The 20,020-nt window shown below is 38.9% G+C and carries 17 protein-coding genes and 1 riboswitch; of the genes, 8 read left to right on the forward strand and 9 right to left on the reverse strand.

Going from position 1 to position 20,020, the window contains the following annotated elements; translation table 11 throughout:
• Nucleotides 1–99 precede the first annotated feature (99 nt).
• Nucleotides 100–211, forward strand: a riboswitch (SAM riboswitch).
• A gap of 73 nt (nucleotides 212–284) precedes the next feature.
• The 4 genes from JT739_RS10645 (at nucleotide 285) to JT739_RS10660 (ending at nucleotide 3,630) form a co-directional block, all read left to right on the forward strand.
• Nucleotides 285–1,319 (forward strand): methionine ABC transporter ATP-binding protein, encoded by a 1,035-nt coding sequence (locus JT739_RS10645; RefSeq protein ID WP_237661101.1) that lies wholly within the window; start codon nucleotides 285–287, stop codon nucleotides 1,317–1,319.
• On the forward strand, nucleotides 1,312–1,965 hold the full coding sequence (locus JT739_RS10650) for a methionine ABC transporter permease (RefSeq protein WP_237661102.1): 654 nt from the start codon (nucleotides 1,312–1,314) through the stop codon (nucleotides 1,963–1,965). Before JT739_RS10645 ends, JT739_RS10650 begins: the two co-directional genes overlap by 8 nt.
• A gap of 46 nt (nucleotides 1,966–2,011) precedes the next feature.
• Nucleotides 2,012–2,854 (forward strand): MetQ/NlpA family ABC transporter substrate-binding protein, encoded by an 843-nt coding sequence (locus tag JT739_RS10655; RefSeq protein WP_237661103.1) that lies wholly within the window; start codon nucleotides 2,012–2,014, stop codon nucleotides 2,852–2,854.
• 113 nt (nucleotides 2,855–2,967) lie between these two features.
• Complete coding sequence (locus JT739_RS10660) at nucleotides 2,968–3,630, forward strand: aspartate/glutamate racemase family protein (protein WP_237661104.1); 663 nt, start codon at nucleotides 2,968–2,970, stop codon at nucleotides 3,628–3,630.
• On the opposite strand, the gene JT739_RS10665 is transcribed toward JT739_RS10660, so the two are convergent.
• The 9 genes from JT739_RS10665 to JT739_RS10705 form a co-directional block, all read right to left on the reverse strand.
• A complete protein-coding gene (locus tag JT739_RS10665) occupies nucleotides 3,627–4,751 on the reverse strand; it encodes a PDZ domain-containing protein (RefSeq protein WP_237661105.1) in 1,125 nt (374 codons plus the stop codon). The genes JT739_RS10660 and JT739_RS10665 overlap by 4 nt on opposite strands.
• Nucleotides 4,752–4,893: 142 nt before the next feature.
• On the reverse strand, nucleotides 4,894–6,123 hold the full coding sequence (locus JT739_RS10670) for a S41 family peptidase (RefSeq protein ID WP_237661106.1): 1,230 nt from the start codon (nucleotides 6,121–6,123) through the stop codon (nucleotides 4,894–4,896).
• Between the two features lie 46 nt (nucleotides 6,124–6,169).
• On the reverse strand, nucleotides 6,170–7,309 hold the full coding sequence (locus JT739_RS10675) for a murein hydrolase activator EnvC (RefSeq protein WP_237661107.1): 1,140 nt from the start codon (nucleotides 7,307–7,309) through the stop codon (nucleotides 6,170–6,172).
• A 21-nt stretch (nucleotides 7,310–7,330) separates the two neighbouring features.
• Entirely contained in the window at nucleotides 7,331–8,203 is an 873-nt protein-coding gene (gene ftsX / locus JT739_RS10680; RefSeq protein ID WP_237661108.1) for a permease-like cell division protein FtsX, read from the reverse strand.
• Nucleotides 8,200–8,880 carry a cell division ATP-binding protein FtsE gene (gene ftsE / locus JT739_RS10685; protein WP_370642657.1) on the reverse strand — a complete coding sequence of 227 codons (681 nt, stop codon included), beginning with the start codon at nucleotides 8,878–8,880 and terminating at the stop codon, nucleotides 8,200–8,202. The genes ftsX and ftsE overlap by 4 nt, the downstream gene beginning before the upstream one ends.
• 312 nt (nucleotides 8,881–9,192) lie before the next feature.
• A complete protein-coding gene (locus JT739_RS10690) occupies nucleotides 9,193–12,729 on the reverse strand; it encodes a glycosidase (RefSeq protein WP_237661109.1) in 3,537 nt (1,178 codons plus the stop codon).
• A 14-nt stretch (nucleotides 12,730–12,743) separates the two neighbouring features.
• Nucleotides 12,744–13,769, reverse strand: a complete 1,026-nt coding sequence (locus JT739_RS10695) for a hypothetical protein (RefSeq protein ID WP_237661110.1) — start codon at nucleotides 13,767–13,769, stop codon at nucleotides 12,744–12,746.
• A 1-nt stretch (nucleotide 13,770) separates the two neighbouring features.
• Nucleotides 13,771–14,922, reverse strand: coding sequence for a glycosyltransferase family 4 protein (locus JT739_RS10700; protein ID WP_237661111.1), 1,152 nt, complete (start codon nucleotides 14,920–14,922; stop codon nucleotides 13,771–13,773).
• A 140-nt stretch (nucleotides 14,923–15,062) separates the two neighbouring features.
• Nucleotides 15,063–15,539, reverse strand: a complete 477-nt coding sequence (locus JT739_RS10705) for a hypothetical protein (protein ID WP_237661112.1) — start codon at nucleotides 15,537–15,539, stop codon at nucleotides 15,063–15,065.
• A 173-nt stretch (nucleotides 15,540–15,712) separates the two neighbouring features.
• On the opposite strand from JT739_RS10705, the gene JT739_RS10710 reads away from it, so the two are divergent.
• From JT739_RS10710 to JT739_RS10725, 4 genes are all read left to right on the forward strand, one after another.
• Nucleotides 15,713–16,087, forward strand: coding sequence for a Na-translocating system protein MpsC family protein (locus JT739_RS10710; RefSeq protein WP_237661113.1), 375 nt, complete (start codon nucleotides 15,713–15,715; stop codon nucleotides 16,085–16,087).
• A gap of 477 nt (nucleotides 16,088–16,564) precedes the next feature.
• A complete protein-coding gene (locus tag JT739_RS10715; RefSeq protein ID WP_237661114.1) occupies nucleotides 16,565–17,569 on the forward strand; it encodes a Nif3-like dinuclear metal center hexameric protein in 1,005 nt (334 codons plus the stop codon).
• Between the two features lie 13 nt (nucleotides 17,570–17,582).
• Entirely contained in the window at nucleotides 17,583–18,797 is a 1,215-nt protein-coding gene (locus JT739_RS10720; RefSeq protein WP_237661115.1) for an amidohydrolase family protein, read from the forward strand.
• A 105-nt stretch (nucleotides 18,798–18,902) separates the two neighbouring features.
• Complete coding sequence (locus JT739_RS10725) at nucleotides 18,903–19,985, forward strand: hypothetical protein (RefSeq protein ID WP_237661116.1); 1,083 nt, start codon at nucleotides 18,903–18,905, stop codon at nucleotides 19,983–19,985.
• Nucleotides 19,986–20,020 lie beyond the last annotated feature (35 nt).

Genomic DNA, 20,020 nt, shown 5'->3' on the forward strand with positions numbered 1-20,020 from the left:
TATCACAGAATAACAACACACGCTCCAAATTTTATTGACAAAACAAAAAAACCGTGCTAATATTAAGAGCAATAAAATTAAATAGCAAAGGAATTGAAACTCTTATCAAGAGTGGCTGAGGGACTGGCCCAATGACGCCCGGCAACCGGCAGTATCTTTTACACTGCAGCGGTGCTAATTCCTGCAGAACAATAGTTCTGACAGATGAGAGAGCGATTATAAAACCTCTTCTTCATGGTGTCAGAAGGGGTTTTTTAATTTTTAAACGAGGAGAGTTGTCTAACATGATACACATAAAGAACCTCACTAAGATCTATCACTCTGATTCAGGTGATGTTAAAGCACTAGAAGATGTTAATCTACACATAAGACAAGGCGAGATATTTGGTGTCATTGGATTAAGCGGTGCAGGAAAAAGCACCCTCTTAAGGTGCATCAATATGCTGGAAACTCCCACTTCTGGGACCATAGAAATTGACGGAGTCGACATGACCAAACTGTCCCCTCACGAATTAAAAGAGTACAGAAAAAAAATAGGAATGATATTTCAGCACTTTAATCTACTTGCTTCAAGGACTGTTTGGGGAAATATTGCATTCCCTTTAGAAATAGCCGGGGTGGATAAAAAAACTATAAAAGAAAAGGTAGACAATCTCTTAGAATTGGTAGGTCTCGCCGACAAGGCCAACAGTTACCCATCACAACTTTCAGGTGGTCAAAAACAGCGTGTAGGTATAGCCAGGGCCTTGGCCAATGATCCGAAAGTTCTGCTCTGTGATGAAGCAACTTCTGCATTGGACCCTCAAACTACACTTTCTATACTCAATCTATTAAAGGATATAAATATAAAGCTGGGGCTTACAATTGTCCTCATCACACACGAAATGCATGTAATAAAACAGATTTGTCATTCAGTGGCTGTCATAGAGAAAAGTAGAGTAGTGGAACAGGGACCGGTTCTTGAAGTTTTTTCAAATCCTAAGACTGAAACAGCTAAGAATTTCTTAAAAAATATCACTTTATCCGAACTGCCTGATGAGCTAAAAGACCGTATACGGCAACTGGAACATGACAATTTGGAAGGCAGGATCGTTAAAATCGGTTTTTTCGGGCACATAACTACACAACCCATAATCGCTTCGTTAGTCAAGAAATTCGGTGTAGATGCTAATATCCTTTTTGGGAATATTGATTACATCCAGGAGGATCCTTATGGTGTATTGGTAGTAGAGCTTAAAGGGCAAAACGGAGCAGCAAATGAAGCCTTGAATTATCTTAAAGGACTTGGACTAAAAGTAGAGGTGATTGAAAATGTCTGACATTTTAAACCTGCTGTTGGTTTCCACCTGGGAATCTATATATATGGTTTTTTCTTCCGTGGCTATAGCCACATTCTTTGGCATACCGCTAGGTGTTTTACTATTTGTAACCGATAAGCAGCAATTTTTAAAAAGCGACATATTAAATGAAATTTTATCTTGGATAGTAAATATTATTAGGTCTATTCCTTTTGTGATACTACTGATTCTTCTACTGCCCTTTACAAAGCTTATTGTAGGTAAAGCTATAGGAACTACTGCAGCCATCGTACCTTTATCAATTGCTGCTGTACCGCTAGTTGGGAGACTCACTGAAAATGCATTAAGAGAAGTACCTAAAGGTGTTATAGAAGCAGCACAGTCTATGGGAGCATCTCCCTTTCAAATAATAACAAAAGTTCTGCTACCAGAGAGCCTACCTTCTATTGTTTCAGGAATTACTATAACTACCATAAATTTAGTAGGCTACTCCGCTATGGCGGGTGTAATTGGAGGGGGTGGTCTGGGGGATGTGGCCGTAAGATTTGGATATAATCGGTTCCGCCCCGACATCATGCTTTACACGGTAGCCATTTTAGTAGTAATGGTACAGCTAATACAAATGGCGGGCGATGCTTTTGTAAGGCATTTATCCAAAAACCGCTAATTAACACCAATAAATATTTTAAAAACCCAAGTAAGGAGGAATTCAAATGGCAAAAAAAATAATTTCTATTATTTCACTAGCATTAATTGCTTTACTGGTCGTAAGCTGCGGCTCTGCACAAAATTCAAATCAAGCACAAAATGAAAGTTCTGACAACACAAAGCCTATGATCCTTAAGGTGGGTGCTTCTCCAGTTCCTCACGCGGAAATTTTAAACGTTGTAAAACCTATCCTTGCAGAAGAAGGAATTGAACTTCAAATTGTAGAGTTTGCCGATTACAATCAGCCAAATTTGAGGCTTGCAGATAAAGACCTAGACGCTAACTACTTCCAGCATATTCCCTATTTAGAAAGCTTTTCGAAAGAGCACAAACTGGACCTTACTTATACAGCTAAAGTCCACATAGAACCTATGGGTGTTTATTCTGAAAAAGTTAAAAACCTCAGCGAACTCAAAGACGGTGCAGAGATTGCAATACCTAACGACCCAACAAACGGCGGAAGAGCACTTATTTTACTGCAGCAGGCGGGGCTTTTAAAAATTAAAGACGGCGTAGGTATAAATGCAACAGTTTATGACATCGCTGAAAATCCCAAAAATCTAAAAATAACCGAACTGGAAGCCGCCACGCTGCCGAGGGTTTTAGGAGATGTAGATGCAGCAGTCATCAATTCCAATTATGCACTGGAGGCCAAACTTGTTCCTACGGAAGACGCATTAGTCCTTGAATCTCCCAAAGATAATCCATATGTAAATATTCTTGCTGTTCGCAAAGGTGATGAAAATCGACCTGAAATCGTTAAACTTTCAGAGGCCTTAAACTCCCCAGAAGTGAAAAAATTCATTGAAGAAGAATACAAAGGAGCTGTAATACCTGCTTTTGAATAAGTTTTAATTAAAAGTTTAGGTGAAGGTGAAAAGATTTGTTCTTTTCACCTTCACCTTATTAAAATTTAAGAAGGATTTATAAAATATAATAATATAGATTTGGAGTGGATTTTATGAATAGCCCTGTAAAAATTGGTGTAATTGCCGGTACCCCTGTTGATACCGAGATGGGGGTTGACTTTGTAAAAAAACATGGTTTTGAAGCTATCGGTTATGCAACTGCCTGTAGCCCTGAAGAGCAAAATCGCCTTCAGTTTTTAGAGCCAGAGTACCTTACTCAAAAAGTTATAGATATTATAAGAGATTTTGAGACTCAAAGTATATATCGCACCATGATTTATTGCAATTCCCTTTCATCAGCAATAGATATCAAATTTATACGAAGCAAACAGCCAAACTCGATTATAGTAACACCCCTTGATATCTACCAAAATCTTGCCACTAAATATAATAAAATTACTATTTGGGCCGCCAACGGCCAATGCCTTTCTACCATCGAATATATCTTCTACAAGCAAAACCCAGCCATAGATATAATGGGTATGTCAATGCTGCCTGTTATAAAGGCTATTGAAGAAAGAAAACCGCCTGCAACTATCATTGATAAATTTGACCTGATTTCTCTCGGAATTGAAAGATTTGATGCCGATTGCCTGATTTTGGGTTGTACTCATCTGCCCTATCTTCAGGCCGAACTTTCCAAAAGGCTAACTTTCCCTATAATCGATCCGGCATTGGAAATGTTGAAGCTTTTAACCTCATCCTGCCCAGGTTAAGCATTCCGCTTCTTGAACAAACCTCTTATCTTATCTATTAAATTTTTCTTCTCGAGGACCACATAAGATTCGGAAAAATTTTTTGGAACTAAAATTGCTCCAATGGTATTTAATCCATTTGGAAATGCATTTATTTCCAATTCTTTAATTTTTCCTTCTGGCGTGATTGCTGTTATCCATATATAGGTGGGGTAGCCCGATAATATCTGCTGAAACTTGCCTGGTTCATCCAATTCCTTTCCATTTATGGAAAGGATAATATCTCCGGAACGCAAACCAATTTTTTCTGCTGGCGAATTTTTAATTACGTCTAAAACTATTTCACCCTTCTCAGGTGGAATAAATAAGGGCTTATGTGTCTGCTCTGATTTTTTTGAGGAAATTATTAAAAGTTCGTGGGCTGCTGGTGCAAAAACAGCTGCAACAAATGCGAATATCCTGTATCGAGACGCCAAAATTGAAAGTATAAGCAGTATAGAGCTAAACAACAGCAAATTTACGGCTGAGGATTTACAGCGGTTTTTAGGAGTCTTGGTAAGGGCTATGTCTCCATATCCCAATGCTGCCACAACCGGCAGCATCAAGTATATGGCCTGGCTGTTTTGTAAAATATGAGCTGGAGGCCTTATTATGGGCCACCAATCGGGCATTTGAACTGCATCCACAGTGGGAAAATCTCCTGTAATGATAGTCAGCAACATAATAGGAACAGGCCAAAACTCCTGTAAGGAAAATCCACCAATGACGCCATATTTCTTGTCCTTTATAAAAATGGGTGTTGCATTTATATGACCTGCAAAATATATTAAGACACTCTCTACAAAGTGAAGCACTGCTACTAGGCCCATAAGGCCAGCTACATCAATTCTGATAAAACCCGTCAACAGGGAAAAAAGCGCAACTATACCGCCAGCGTAAGAAAAGCACATTAAATGCGGGTCAATAAGAGCCAAAATTAATGCTAAAGGCCACACATATACCAAGCCGGCTTCTGTTATGCTTATACCTAGTATCATAACAATTAAACTGCCCAAAATACCGCCAAAAATACCGTAAAACACCGCATAAAGGGTTTTATCCTTGGGACTTATTTTTTCAGTTCCAAATAAATTTTTTTCCAATGTGGCAGCTCTCTGATATTGACTCCATACGATGAAAATAACTAACCAAAAAAAAGGATTCATAAAAGCTGATGGTATGCCCTGTAAAATTAAAATAATAATTTTTCCTAAAGGGAACACATTCATCGCTCCTGTAGCCCGGCTACTCGGGAGATTTAAGGATTTCAATGGCCTTTAACAGCTGCTTATCTTTTTCTCGAGGCACATTAAAAATACCCGTCTCCTTATCAAGTTTAACCTCTATATCCGGTTCTATCCCTGTGCCATCAATGCACCGTCCGCTAGGCAAATAATATTTAGCAATTGTCAGCTTCATGCCGGTTTTGTTCTCAAAGGGCTGAACCTCCTGGACAGATCCTTTCCCAAATGTCTTTGTGCCTACCAATATACCCGCCTTGTGGTCTTTAATTGCTCCAGCTACAATTTCTGATGCACTTGCACTGTTTTCGTTTATCAAGACAACAAGTGGCATAGAAATTTTCTCTTCATCAGAAAAATATTCTTCCAATCTGTTTTTATTCCTATCTTCGGTGTAAACAATTATCCCCTTCCCTAATATTTCATCTGCTATCATAACTGATTCATAAAGGGAACCACCCGGGTTATTTCTAAGGTCCAGCACCAATCCTTTTATGCCTTGTGCTTTCAAACTGTCCAGTGTTTGTCTAAATTCATTGTATGTTTTGGAATCAAAAGACGTAATTTTGATATACCCTATATTGTCATCCAGCACTTCGTGATTTACTGTGGTGACCCGAATGTCATCCCTGGTCAATTGAAATTTTAACAATTCCTGAGCATTGTCCCTTTTGACATACACTGTCACTTGCGTGCCTTTCTCGCCTCTCAAAAGTCTTACAGCATCATCAAGACTCTTTCCGGTTAAATCTACATCGTCAACTTTAACTATTATATCTCTGGGGAGGATACCTGCTTTGTAAGCAGGAGTCCCTTCAATGGGAGAAACTACTATGATATCACCGGTGTTTTCATCGGTGCTCAAAACTATTCCTACTCCACCGAAAGCCCCGTCTAAAGCAGTTATAAAATCTCGGAATTCCGACTCATTCATGTAAACAGAGTAAGGATCCTCAAGGGAATCAACCATCCCTTTGATAGCACCTTCAATGAGTTTCTCGGTATCCACATCTTCTATATACTTATTCTTTATAAGTTCCATAACATCCGAAATAGGCTTTAAATGGTCTATATTAGCCTCTTCAGTTACGGCAGCAGCCACAATATCATCATTGTCGCTGTTTTTGTACGAAGATGTTTTTCCCAAAGTAATCCCAGCAAAAAACGAAAGCAGCGATACTGCTATACACAATATCGCTACTTTTAACAAAAGTCTTGCTTTGTAATCTTTCATATGTATTCCCACCCGGTTAAGTATTTAGTATTTACCATTATAACATTTATTTTAACCAATTCCAAGGGCTAACGTATTCTCCGTTTTTTATTACACTAAAATGCAGGTGGGGACCAGTCGACCAACCTGTACTGCCAACTAAACCGATTTTGTCACCTTTTAAAACTTTTTTACCGACCCCTACCAGTATTTTAGAAAGATGTGAGTACTGGGTTGAAATACCGCCGCCGTGGCTAACTATGATTGTATTGCCATAACCGCCGTAAGACCCTGCAAATATTACTTCACCATCATCAGCTGCCAACACATCTGCTCCCATTGGTGCTCCAATATCTATACCATCATGAAAGCGCTTGGTTTTGAAAATTGGGTGTATGCGCCAACCAAAGTCTGAAGTGACTGCCTTAGAGCTAGGTGCCGGCCAAAGGAACACTCCTGTTCCAAAATAGCCTTTTTGATTTTTCATCTCCCATGCTAGGATTTGGCGGCGAAGATTTTCTGAATCCTTCTGAAGCTTGGCCACTTGGAGCTCGTACTCTTTTTTCTGCTTTTCAAGCTGCGCCATTAACCTCTGGCGACTTCCTCGATAAGCGACTATCTGTTGCCGCCTTGCATTTATATTGTCACGCTGGGCCGCTATTTGTCTTTCCTGTTCTTCAAGTTCTGCCTTTTTTTGTGCCACTTCTTCTTGTCTCAGTCTAAACTCAGCAAGTAAATTTTTATCAGCCTCTATAATCCGTTTTACAATATCAAGTCTTGTTAAAAAATCAGAAAAACTTGAGGAACCTAAAAGCACCTCAATATAATCAACGGGACCAGTCTTATACATTGTCTTTAATCTGACATTTAAATCGTCCTGTTGTTCTTTTACCCGTTCTTCAGCTTGTTTTAGTTCTTCCTTTGTATTTTCAAGTTTTTGTTGAGTCTCTTTCAGCTTAGCTTCGGTAGCTGCTAACTCTTTCTGTGCCTCACTTAATTTCTGATCTAACTCTACAATCTCCTGTGCCACATTTTTCGCGTTTTTATCAACTTCTTTTATATTATTTTTGAGATTCTCAATTTCATTATTGATGAGTTTCTGTTGATTGCGCAAATCGTCAATTTCGCTAGCAATCGCAGGAACAGTTACAATCATCATTATAAACAGCAAAATACCAGCGACCAGTCTCTGCCTTTTCCGGTTCATCCTCTTCCTCCTCTCAAAGGGTTAGACATTCAAGAACCGCTTTATGGAAAAACTACTGCCAAAAGCTCCAATTAGCATGCCAATGCCTAAAAACCCAAGAGCATAATCATAAAATTGCTCTATTGGCAGCAGAGCTATCATGGGAATGTTTATTTTAACTGCAATATATAGGTAATTATACGCTACGGCTAAAATACCTATAGCCAGTGATGAACCTATTAATCCCAGCACCATACCTTCTATCAGAAAGGGCCAGCGCACGAACCAATCGGTAGCGCCAATGTACTTCATAATATTAATCTCGCGTCGACGTGCAAAAACCGTAAGCCTAATAGTATTAGAAATGATAAATATGGAAACAGCCGCAAATACAGCCATTATTACCATGCCGATTATTCTTACCCAGTGAATGATGTTAAATAGTTTTTCAACAATTCCTTTACCGTATTTTACCTCATCGATTCCGGCAAATCGCTGAATTTTCTCAGCAATGGCAGCCACTTCATGGGGATCATTTACTTTTATCCTGAAAGAATTAGGAAGGGGGTTTTCAATGCCTTCTAGAATCTCTCTTCCTACTTGTTCCTTAAATTCTTCAATAGCTTCTTCCTTTGAAATAAATTTTATCTCCTTAACGCCCTCTATGGCTGCGATACCATTATTCAGCTTAGTTATATCAGCTTCATCTACAGAATCTTCCAGATATGCCGTAATCTCCACTTGTGATTCCACATCTTTTAATATATAGTCAAAATTAACAGATAAAAGTAAGAAAGAGCCTAAAATAATGAGAGCAGACGCTACAGCCCCGATGGAAGCAAGGCTCATCCACCTGTTTCTTATAAGGCTGGTAAAGGATTCTCTGAAAAAATACTTTATAGTCCTGAGTTTCATTTACCGTATACCCCTCTCTCTTCATCCCTTACCAAGCTGCCTTTTTCCAGCTGTATTACTCTTTTTTTCATAGAATCAACCAATTCCCTGGCATGAGTAGCAACTATTATCGTAGTTCCCCGCTTATTAATATCATCTAGATAGTTCATGATATCCCATGAGGTATCTGGATCGAGATTGCCTGTAGGCTCGTCGGCTACCAAAATGTCAGGATTGTTTACTAATGCTCTTGCCAAAGCAACTCGTTGTTGCTCTCCTCCGGAAAGTTCCGAAGGCCTAGCATTTGCTTTATGTAATAAGCCTACCCGCTCTAGTGTTTGAGGGACTTTCCTTTTAATGTCTTTATAACTTGCTTCAACGACTTCCATTGCAAAAGCCACATTCTCATAAACAGTCTTTTCCGGTAACAGCCTAAAGTCTTGAAACACAATGCCAATACGGCGTCTTAAATATGGAACTTCTCTGCGTTTAAGTCTTGATATGTTTTTCCCGGCGAAAAAAATTTGTCCTCTTGTAGGCACTTCTTCTCGAAAAATTAGCTTGATTAATGTAGACTTACCTGCGCCACTGGGCCCAACAATAAAGACAAACTCTCCCTTGGATATTTTTAAATTTATATCTTTAAGGGCAACTTGACCACCCGGATATATTTTCGTAACCCCATACATCTCAATCAACATAATCACTCCAAATGTCTACATTCATTTATTTTTAACTTCGACGTCTATACTGAAAATCCTTCAAAATAATTGCTTTAAATCTATAATTTCTCATACTTCGTCGGTATTTTAAATATATCATCAAATATAACTTATTCTCAACATTTGAATACTGTTATTAGACAAGCTGACAAAACATGAAAGATATATCCAGACAATATCTTTACTTTTTCACAAAAAATTATATAAATCCCACATTACGGCAAAAAAGCATTAAAAATGTCACAGGGATTTGATAATTTAAACTCCCTGTGACACACCGTCTCTAATTTACTTTCTGTTTATGATCCTTTCTCGGACCTGTTCAGGGATCATGTCCCCTACGGTTCCCGTTGCAAGGCAGATATAGGTATCTGAAGCACCGTAATAAACTAAGATTTCATCATCTACGTCAAGAATCTCCTTATCTTCAGCGGGAACGGCACCACATGTAAATACTACATTCGGCACCCAATATTCATCTTTCCTACCTATTTCGTATTGAGTCTTTGGCGATAATGTGGGGTTTGGCGAGCGGTATAAAAGCCTACCGGGGTCTTTTAAATCTGCCAGCATTACACCCAGTCGGTATACCATGTCTTGGTCAACTCCATGGTATATTAGCAGCCAGCCATAGCGAGTTTTTATGGGCTGCGCACCGGCTCCTATTTTCAGTGAGTCCCACATCATTCCAGAACGGGGTCCCATAATTATCTTGTGGCCGCTTCGGGGCCATGGGAATGCCAGCTCATCAGAATATGCTATCCATATACTCGGTTCAATGCGGTGGTATATTACATATTTCCCGTCAATTTTTTCGGGAAACAATATGGCATCTTTATCCCACAACCCGGGAAAAGCAAGGCCCCGCCTTTTCCAGCGATCAAATCTCTTATTTAAGAAATCCTCTACGGAGATTGATGCTGACGCAATCTGGGCTACCACCCCATCATAAGCGGTATAGAGCATGAATATTTCATCATTAATTATTACTGTCCTCGGATCTTCGCAGCCTTTCTTCTCTTCTTTCAGTTCCGGCACAAATATGGGGTCTTTTAATCTTTCAATAATTCTGTAGCCGTCAGTTATCGCAAGCCCAATCCTCGAAATTTCATCATCACCAAATGCCCTATAAAGGAGGTATACCTTATCTTTAATTCTCAAGGCCGCCGTGTTTAAAACATATCGACTTTCCCACCAGTGTTCTTTAATGGGCATAAGTATAGGCACATCGCTGTAGCGTTTTAAATCCTTAGCTTTGGGCCAGTAATCAAACTCCTGAATTACTACTTCTTCACGGTACGGTTTTACTCCTAATAAGACTTTGGCTAAATCAATGCTTTCATAACCTTGACTTATATACTTAAATACCTGCTCAAGGATTTCATCGGGATTATATCCCATTTCTTTATAAATTTCTTCGAGTAAATCGTGATTAAACCAGTCTCTCTCAACATGCAGGAAAAGGGGAGTCGGTATTCCATCTCCTCCCTTAAAGCTAAAGCTGGCCCAGGTCCAGGCAGAGCACGGCATAAAAGTGCCATCGTTTAAAACTAAACTTAGGCCGTATCCCTTTATCATTGTATCGATGTTTTGCGCATCACTTTCCCTGTTCATTTCGCGAAGGTTATCTGCAATAGTCTCAAGCCTTGATACCAGCTCTCGATGGTGCCAGTTTTCAAAAATGTGATGGGCAGAAAACATTGCTTTGCCATAGTGGCCTAAGATGGAATTGACAAATTTGCGACCTACTTCCTTCCGTTCCCTGGCATAATTTCTCCAAAGGCCTGAAAAATGTTCCGCTTCAATGATGCTTTTGGCGATACGGGTAAAATATCTAAGTTTAGGATAGTTTCCTCCCATGCCCTTCCCTAGGTTCATAACTGGGATCCGTGCCGTCAAGCGGTTCAAATCTGAAATCTCACGCAGCTCTCTATAACCGTTAAAATTCGTCCTGTCAACTACCATCGGCAAAAGTTCAACTTCTTCAAAGCTATCGGTTCTCAAGTTGTCCTTAAGCCAGTAAAAGATTCTGTCAAAATAATCTTTGTCTTCTGTAAAAGTAGCAAGTGTAAGTATCTCCCGCTCATCCATTTTATCTAAGAGTTCACGCAAACTTTTAAAGCCCATTCTCAAAATCAAGTTTCCCGGAGGATACTCTTGCAACAACTTCCTGAGGACTTGCCATTTTACGGCTAAGACCTTGTTATGGGGAAAAATTTTAAAAATGTGATTTACTACTTCCCGTGTGCCTTCTAAACTGTACAAATCTCCAGGGCAAAGGCTGTCTATGGTGTGTTCCAGTTCTTCCATGAATTTGGTCAGACGCTTACCGATTTCCCGTGATGAAGCGTTCTCCTCCAGGTTAATAGTTTTTATAAAGGATATAAAGGCATCATTATATTTTTTTTGGAGCCTTTTAAAGACTTTGCTTGTGGCAACTTCCCGGTTGTGCCTCCCATATAATGTCTTAGGCAGCACAATAGGAACTCCGGGTATGAATTCCAAATAATCAAGCAGCGTAAGCGCAGGGGTAGAGGCTTCCGCTTTTTGGCGCCAAGCTTTTAAAAAATGAGATTTGTTTTTTATAAAGGCCACCACAGTCTTTTTATAAATATCCTCAATATGAGATGATATGATATCTTCTATATAAACATCAGTTTCGCCAAAGGCATTTTTTATCTTTTCACTTTGTCTTATCAGAGATGCCACCATGCCGTTAAATATAGCAAAAAAACTTTCTATTAAATCCTCCTGTGAGATTTGCGGACTAAAATTGTGAGTGAGTATAAACCCATAAGCGATTTTCGCCCAGGTATCGGGAGAATAATCGGAAGTGCCGTATGGCTTTGTCATATTTTCCATATACATGAGCACTTCTTGGCTCAATACCTTTTGTAAAAGGTTGTCATAGTGGCACATGCCTTCTAAGAACAAGTCTAAATATTCTTTGTAATTACAGCAAACTTTCAAAGGTACGTCGTCCTGCTCTGTTTCAAAAATATCCGGTGCTTTTATAATTTTCGAATCCTTAAGCCATAAATCCTCATCTCGCCTGATACATTCAAACAAGGCCTTTAGCATTTCCTTTGTAACAACGTATCTTTTGCCATCAGATACTGGAGATAGCTTTGCACCAAGATTGACCTCACATACTTTCTTATTTAATTTTAATGCTGTAGTTATAAGCCAAGGATTAATGCCATATCCGCCCAAAAGTTCTCTGTTTTGGTCAAACCGAGTGCATAATTCTCCTACTAAATCGTGGCTGATTGCAAAAACACCGCTTAAAGGGTCCCTGAATTTAGTTTCATAAAGAGCCGCAATCAGAGGCGCAACCAAGATGTTGCCAACAATGTCTTCAAAAACATGACGCTTGAAACTTGCAACTGACATATGATAATCTTCAAAAATGGGATTTGCCATCCGATCAACCCAGTCAGGCTTTATACCATATTCTCCCCGGCTTACCAAATCCGCTTCTAAAAGCACCACATCTGATTTAAAAAAGTGGGCAAGTTCAAATATGGCTCTGATACTGTACCCACGCCCATTGGCACCTGGTGGCATTAAAAAACTCACTACTTCGCTAGCAAAATTTTGTCTTATAATCTCAAGGGCTTCTCTGCCAGCCGGATCACCTACACACAATATAAGTTTACGCTTATTTGTCATAAGGCTTTGCTTTGCAACAGATATAACGTTTTTTAAGGTATCCCCTTCATTATAAAAGGGGATACCTATTACTATATCAATATCACCTATTGTATTTAGCTTTGCCTTTACTCGGCTTATTGTTTCGTTAAAAAGTATCTCACTTTGACCCAATAACGACGCCCCTCCTATACTGCAGGAATTAATAATTCTCGTTGTCCTTTTGTTTTAATATCGTGTAAAACTTGGTGTGCCATTAAAAAGGAGATTACTGCTTCCGCCCCTTGATTTAGGTTTACCCCATCGGGAACTAATGCATCGTGGCACCCCTGGGTTTTTTCGTTGTATAGCGGAAGTTTGTTGATGTTTTTTCCCCAATACCAATCATATGCCATTTGAGACATTTCTATATATCCTTTCTCTCCGGTTACAACATATGCCTGTAAGCATGCCAGTACTACTGACGCGGCATCTACCGGCTGCTGATCATAGGGTGGTATATGACTCTTTTTAATCCACCAGCCTTGATTGCCAACGATGTTGAGATATCCCTTTTGAAAAAGGGAATCTGTAAGAAAACTTAAAGTGTTTTTAGCGACTGTAAGCACCTTCTCATCTTGGCAAACAGCATAATAACTAAACAGCGCATGGGGCAGCACAGCATTGCAGTAAGTTAATCTGTCTTCAAACCAGTGCCAATTTGTTCCTCGATTTAACTCATAATGTTTTAATAATTTATAAGCGAGATATTTTCCTTGCGGTATTATATTTATGTTTTCTAATGACACTATCATTTTAACTATTCCCAGCAGTACGTATGCTATAGCGCGGGGAGAGTTGACCTGCAGCGCCTTTGGCATTACGCGCTTTAGCATCTGCTTTGCTGCCTTTTGGGTTTCTGTTATGCTACAACTGGCAGCAAAGCTTGCTGCAAGTACGCCTCTACCTATACTGTCCTCCGAATTAATCACTGTATAATATTTATCAAAAACTTTTAAGTTTTGCCATGTGCCATCTGGATTTTGAGCTTCCTGTAAAAATTTCGTATATGTTTTAATGAGTCTTTCCCGCTCCATTTCTTCCATGCCTATAGCAACGATCAGCGCTCGAGCGTTGTCATCTACCGTATACCCGCTTTCGATAACCGGATCTGATTTATCGCTAAACTGGATAATCCCAGTAGAATCTGTCATGCGCTTGAAATGGCCATACACATTAAAACACCTCGCTGCGGACTTTAGGTTCCAGGATTGTTTTTATTATGTTTACATATTTTTTTCCTACTTGAGGCCATGTCATAGTCTTGCCCAATTTGCCGGCATTTTTTTCCAGCTGCTCTTTTAGCTGAGGATCTGAAAGGATCTTGTCTATGAGTGATGCCAACTCTTCAGAATCAGCATTTGAGGCTATAAGGCCTCTGCCGTCTGCCAGAACTTCTAAAGCATAATCGTAAGGGGTAGAGACTATGGCCCTACCACACCCAATGGCAAAAGATAAAGTGCCGCTTACTGCTTGATGCCGATGGGGGTATGGTGTCAGGTAAACATCAGCCATGTAAAGCACTTCTCCCAGCTCTTCAAGGCTGAGGTATTTGTTAATAAATTTTATATTGTCATCCACTCCCAACTCCTGTATCAGCTCCACCAGGGACTCTCTGTAAGCCTCCCCCATTTTTTTCTTTAAATTGGGATGAGTTTCCCCTGCCACCAAATAAATAATATCCGGGTATTTGTCTTTTAAATAAGATATTGCCTTTATGCCCAGTTCTATCCCTTTACCTGGTCCCAAAAAACCAAAAGTCACTACTAATGGCCTATTTTCAATGCCATAAGCTCTTTTGATAATATCTCTGGGCTTTTCTTTAAATTCCGGTACTCCGTGATGAACCATATATATCTTTTGCATTGGAATATTGTATACCTTATTTAACAGCTCCGCAGAACGTCGGGTCATACATATGACGGCTGTAGATTTTTGCCCTAGTTTTGATAGTATTCTTCGCTTATGAAAATCAGGTTCAGGCAATACTGTATGTGTGTTCAGTATAAAGGGCTTTTCAAGATTTTCTACAAAGTCTAGCACATATTCGCCATCATCGCCGCCGAATATCCCATACTCATGTTCTACAAAGACCAAGTCTATATCCGAATTATTGGCAAATTGCGCCGCAATAGCATAGTGGTCCCTATTATTTTCTTCTAATTCAAAGACTACTTCCTGAGGATAATTATATAAACCTTTTTTGTCACTGATTGCAAAAATTGATACATCTTCTCCCCACAGCATTAGATTTTCTCTTAAATCTCCGGAAAAGGATGCTATTCCACACTCCCGTGGGAAATAGGTGGATAATATAGCAATGTTCATGTCCGCACTCCTTACATTTTATTTTTTATAGATACAAAATCAACTGTCTGACGTACATTAATAGTATTTCGAATCCTTCCCTATATTATCCATTCCCATTTTGAGCATAAAAAATGCCCCTGTTTTCAAGGGCAAAAAAATTATACTGTTATTCTGGCAGCATTTAACTCTTTTATAAAATCTCCTATATCAATTGCAAAAGTTCCACGACTTCGCCAATCAATTTTAACATCAGGTCGATTTAGTGGAATTTCTAAACTACGTTTGTCTGAATTAAATCTTAACATAACATCTTGCACCAAAATTCCAGGATCAAGCCATATATTCGTTTCCATAACAAGTTTTATGTCATCTTCTGGGTCAATAAATAAAAAATTAATTGGCGATGACGGGTGAGCTTCAAAAATTCTACCCATCAGATAGTTGGAGTCATATTTGCTCTTTCTTCCCACAGCAGCTAATCTTTTTCCAGGTAAAATTGTTCCAAAAATTTCAAAAATATCTTCTGAACAGCTCTCTTCTATTAATTTGCTATTGTTCAAAACTTTTAATCTTAAAAAATTGTTATCCATAATATAGACCGCCCTCTGAACATAAAGTTCAATCCCCACCTTCATTTGCAATCAACCTCCCAATAAAATTAACCGTTCATTTCATACTATTCATACCCCCAGTCTGTTGTTACATTATTTAGCGCTTTCAAATAGAAGGACAAATTTATTTTTTGTAGAATATTTACTGAGAACTTAATAATATACTGTAATAGTATATAAGCAAAGGAGTTGGGCCTTTGAAGAGTATCGGTGATTTTAAACAGGAAGTCATTAAAATCAATAACCAGATTAATGAAGAAATGTATGGCAGAGGACTGGATTGGCAGAAAATTGACATTTTAGGTGATAAGATTATCATTCTAGCATTAAACCGCAGAATTTCCGTATTAAAACATGTAGATGAGAAAGATGCTTTTACAGCCAGATTGATGGACTTGGCGCTGTTAAATGAATTTAAAATTAGATTCAAGGAACGCTTTGAGGAAAGATTTCGATTAAAAATCCGCACAATTCTAAAAGATTATGACCCTGTAAATCAATTAGCCGGTACCATAATAATCACAGTCCAGCCAGTAGAAAATTTTTTAAAGACTATTGACAACTTTTCATAAATCGTGTATTTTTATATTAAGGATTTGTGAAAAATTTAATATGTGACTGGATAAGAAAGATCCGCAAGGATGGTTCGAGGCCGTCAAATAAATACCTTTAGGAGAACTGTTATGCTGTTTTCTTAAAGTCTCTTTTAGGAATGATAGCATAATTTTCTTTTGAGAGGTATTTATTTGGCGGCCTTTATTTGTACTTAAATTATCTGTAACGTTAAATAAATTTAATAAGAAAAATTTTACTCCTAATTCAAAATTATGGAAGGATTTTTGAATTTTGTGTCGAACTGTTAAAGTGATAGCTCATCATTGATGAGTGGATATTCAGCCTCAAACTTATTGGTATGTGTATTGTCATTCATTTGTATTAACTATTTGAGCAAAACATCGCTATGAAAAAGAGGTTAATTTTACTTAATTTTCTAATAACTTAGCAATGATTACATGCCCTAAAAACTACAAATTAAGGAGGTTTCCTTTATGAAGGTAAAAGATTTAGTCGAGGTGTTGGACAATATTACAGGGGGGAGAGTAGTAAAAGGTATAGATGATATTTTTACAGGCAAAAACCCATTTGTGGTTATGAAATCATCTAATATTCCTGGGAAATCAGTTATGGAAACTCCCGGCCTTGTCTACGGAGACCCAGAAGCTGAAATTAAAAAAATTGCCGTAACGATGACTTTAACTGAAGGCAATATTGAATTAGCCGGGGCCACTGGAGTAGATGCTATAGTAGCACACCACCCCATTGCGGATGCCGCAAATTCAGGAGGAGTAACCCTAAAGTATTATTTAAGCCTCTACAACGTTGCTGTTTTTGAACTTCACGAAGCATTTCACGGTCTGCACCCGGGCATTTCCTACATTCACGGCCACAAGCCTTTTAGAGTTGATATAAGATACGGAGGCATCCCCGGAAACATCATGTATGTAGGTAAAGCTCTTGACGAGATTAAAACATTAGGCGATATTTTAGAGCGTCTAAACAAGATGATGGACATGGAAAAAGAACAGAGCGTTATGAATGTGGAAAGAACTTATTTTAGTAGCGAAATGAAAGATTCTGCAACAGCAATACAAGGCGAAATTCTTTTAGGAACACCGGAAAGTCCGGTAAATACTATTCTTCATATTTTCCCACATACCGGATTTACACCAGAACATCTTGTGAAAGCAAAAGAAGAGCATCCCGAAATAGATACTGTTTTAGCTACCATTAGCCGGGTAAAAAAAGACAGCGCTTTAGTTAAAAAGGCCGAAGAAATGGGGCTAAACTTTATTTGCGGTAACTCTCATGCTTTAGAGATCTTTGAAAATGGACTACCTCTGGCCTACGCATTAAGGCACTACTTGCCTGAAGATATTGAAGTTGTATTGTTCAGAGAGAGGATATGCTCTATACCGCTAAAAGATTTTGGTTCAGCCAATATTAAGGAATACGCCAAATATATTACTGAAAACTATCTGATAAATAAGAAATAATTGCATTTTTGGAGTGATTCTCTTGTGGGATTTGATTATTAAAAACGGCCGCTTACTTACAATGGACTCTACCAAGGAACTAAATAAATCTCTATTGATTAAAGATGGGCTTATTGCAGACATTGTGGAAAACAATATTGCAGAAAAGCTTGACGCTCGTAAAGTAATAGATGCCGAAGGACTTGTAGTAATGCCCGGCCTTGTCGACTGCCATACCCATTTAGGTGAATACGCTACCGAAGGCGTCCACAAAACCGTTGGCAAATCCCAAAAAATGGCTGCTATATCAAATTATCTTGACTGTTTAAAAAGTGGTATTACTACTCTAGGTGAGCATATTTTGGGACACCCAGTTTTGTCAACGACTATCGGAGAATTAAAAGAGGCAGCTCGCCATACGGCTTTGACCGTAAAATTTGCGACAGGCACATGTTGTGTTGGAACAGAACCTTTAGCATATACCTCAGCCCTTAGGCCCGGACGCAGCATAACATTTGATGATTTAGGCGATGCCCATTATGCCGGGCTTGCAGTCCAAAGCGAATTTCCTGGTGAGAATATTTTTATCACAGCTACAGTAGCTAATTTACCTACTCACCTGGTACCAAATGGCGGTAAGCGCATTCTTGATAGGCAAGATATTTCAAGGATAGTTAATATCTTTCATTCTATAGGCAAAAAAATAGGAGCCCATATAGAAGGTGCCGAAAATATTGAGTTTTTCATGAGTGCCAATGGTGATGTGATACATCACGGCCATGGAGCAACACCACAACAATTTCATGAAATGGCACGCAAAAACATTTACCTTGTGGCTACACCTCATGGTGGGACAAGCAGTGCTCCAAATACACCTGATGAAATCTACCAATCATTAAAGGCCGGTGTTACGACGGCTATAGCTACCGATGCATATCTGCCAGTTCATCCTGAAGCAGTGGGAATGGACGACATAGAATTAGTAGGGCCAAAAGACTTATTTAAAATCTGCAAACCAACTTTTGAATACTTACACGAACGCGGATTTTCAAAGGTGGACTGCCTGAAAATGATTACAACCAACGCGGCTAAAGTTATGGGTCTTGACGCTGAAATTGGCACACTTTCACGTCTTAAAAAAGCAGATATCATTATTTGTAAGGGTATTCCCGTCTTTGACTTTACCGATACTGATTCCGTGCTAATGGTAATCAAAGACGGTTTAGTTGAGATTGATAAAACTATTTGATTAATAAAGGGGGTGTTTACTTTCGGTAAAAGTTAAAGTTGATTTTAACATTTACCATTAAACAATGTCTTTAATTTAATTTTAAATTCAAAGGAGGTTTTATTAATGGCTGTTAAGGAAAACCAAGTTACCAGTCAAAAGCGCGAAATAACTACTATCGAATATGTTGGTATTGGTCTAATCCTGGTATCACTAATTCTGTTATTTGTCAAGCCCGAGGTCATTGGCGGCAGTTTTAATGCTATGCAAAATAGCGCTGTAAATCCTGTTGTTAACGTCTATCTTACAGGTTCCCTGGGTACAGCTGTTATTTTGAGTGTTATGACCGGTCGCATACTGGAAAGATTGGGCTTTACCGATGCATTAATACGTATTTTCACTCCAGTTGCAAAAATAATGAAAATTACTCCCCTCATCATTGTACCTGCGATTTACAACATATTGGGCGATATAAATGCTGCGGGAAGAATTACCGGTCCTGCTCTCAAAAAAGCTGGAGCCACAAAGGACGAACAAAAAATTGCCATTGCAACTATGTTCCAATCACAGCAATCATTCTCAACTTTTATGCTTGGATTAGTTGCCTTTGCTAATGCTGGCATATGGGCTTTCCCAATAGTAATTATTGGAGTATTCCTTCCTGTTGTAGTGGTTCCCTTCTTGCTTAGCAAAACCATATATAGGGATGTTAAATATAAAGATATAAGCGAGATGCCCAGGTTTACTCCTAGTACTCCTATTGTGCCGACAATATTTAATGGTGCCCGCGAAGGTGCAGAGCTTATGTTCTTATTGTTAATTCCAGCTGTTGTAGTTGTATACGCTATCATCGGTTTACTGACTTACATGGGTATTTGGCCTGCGATTGAGTCAGCCATGAGCAGTTTTCTCTCTGCTTTATCCATTGACCCAGAAACCGGTATGCAATCAATCCTTGTATCACCAACCCTTGCTATGAACACACTTACTGAAACCATTGTAAACATATCCCCACGCTTTGCGATAGGTTCCTTCATCCTTGCCGCATCAGGTCTGCCTTTGCAAATTCCCTTTGCCCAAATTCCTGCTGTTTGGGCTCAAGCATCAGACCTTTCCACCGGCGAAGCCATGCAAGCAGCAGTCATCGGCTTAATCATTCGTGTATTTAGCGCCTTTGTACTGGCTTGGATATTGACACCTATGGTGTAATTTAGGTAGAAAACACAAACGCCGCAGAATATTCT

Source organism: Tepidanaerobacter sp. GT38 (assembly GCF_021991635.1).
Classification (GTDB): Bacteria; Bacillota; Thermosediminibacteria; order Thermosediminibacterales; family Tepidanaerobacteraceae; genus DTU063.

Bases quoted from the DNA above. Each gene is read 5' to 3' on its own strand.
- JT739_RS10650 (WP_237661102.1), top strand. From the start codon at position 1,312: ATGTCTGACATTTTAAACCTGCTGTTGGTTTCCACCTGGGAATCTATA.
- JT739_RS10705 (WP_237661112.1), bottom strand. From the start codon at position 15,539: ATGAAGGTGGGGATTGAACTTTATGTTCAGAGGGCGGTCTATATTATG.
- JT739_RS10715 (WP_237661114.1), top strand. From the start codon at position 16,565: ATGAAGGTAAAAGATTTAGTCGAGGTGTTGGACAATATTACAGGGGGG.
- JT739_RS10645 (WP_237661101.1), top strand. From the start codon at position 285: ATGATACACATAAAGAACCTCACTAAGATCTATCACTCTGATTCAGGT.
- JT739_RS10660 (WP_237661104.1), top strand. From the start codon at position 2,968: ATGAATAGCCCTGTAAAAATTGGTGTAATTGCCGGTACCCCTGTTGAT.
- JT739_RS10725 (WP_237661116.1), top strand. From the start codon at position 18,903: ATGGCTGTTAAGGAAAACCAAGTTACCAGTCAAAAGCGCGAAATAACT.
- JT739_RS10675 (WP_237661107.1), bottom strand. From the start codon at position 7,309: ATGAACCGGAAAAGGCAGAGACTGGTCGCTGGTATTTTGCTGTTTATA.
- JT739_RS10670 (WP_237661106.1), bottom strand. From the start codon at position 6,123: ATGAAAGATTACAAAGCAAGACTTTTGTTAAAAGTAGCGATATTGTGT.
- JT739_RS10655 (WP_237661103.1), top strand. From the start codon at position 2,012: ATGGCAAAAAAAATAATTTCTATTATTTCACTAGCATTAATTGCTTTA.
- ftsX (WP_237661108.1), bottom strand. From the start codon at position 8,203: ATGAAACTCAGGACTATAAAGTATTTTTTCAGAGAATCCTTTACCAGC.
- JT739_RS10700 (WP_237661111.1), bottom strand. From the start codon at position 14,922: ATGAACATTGCTATATTATCCACCTATTTCCCACGGGAGTGTGGAATA.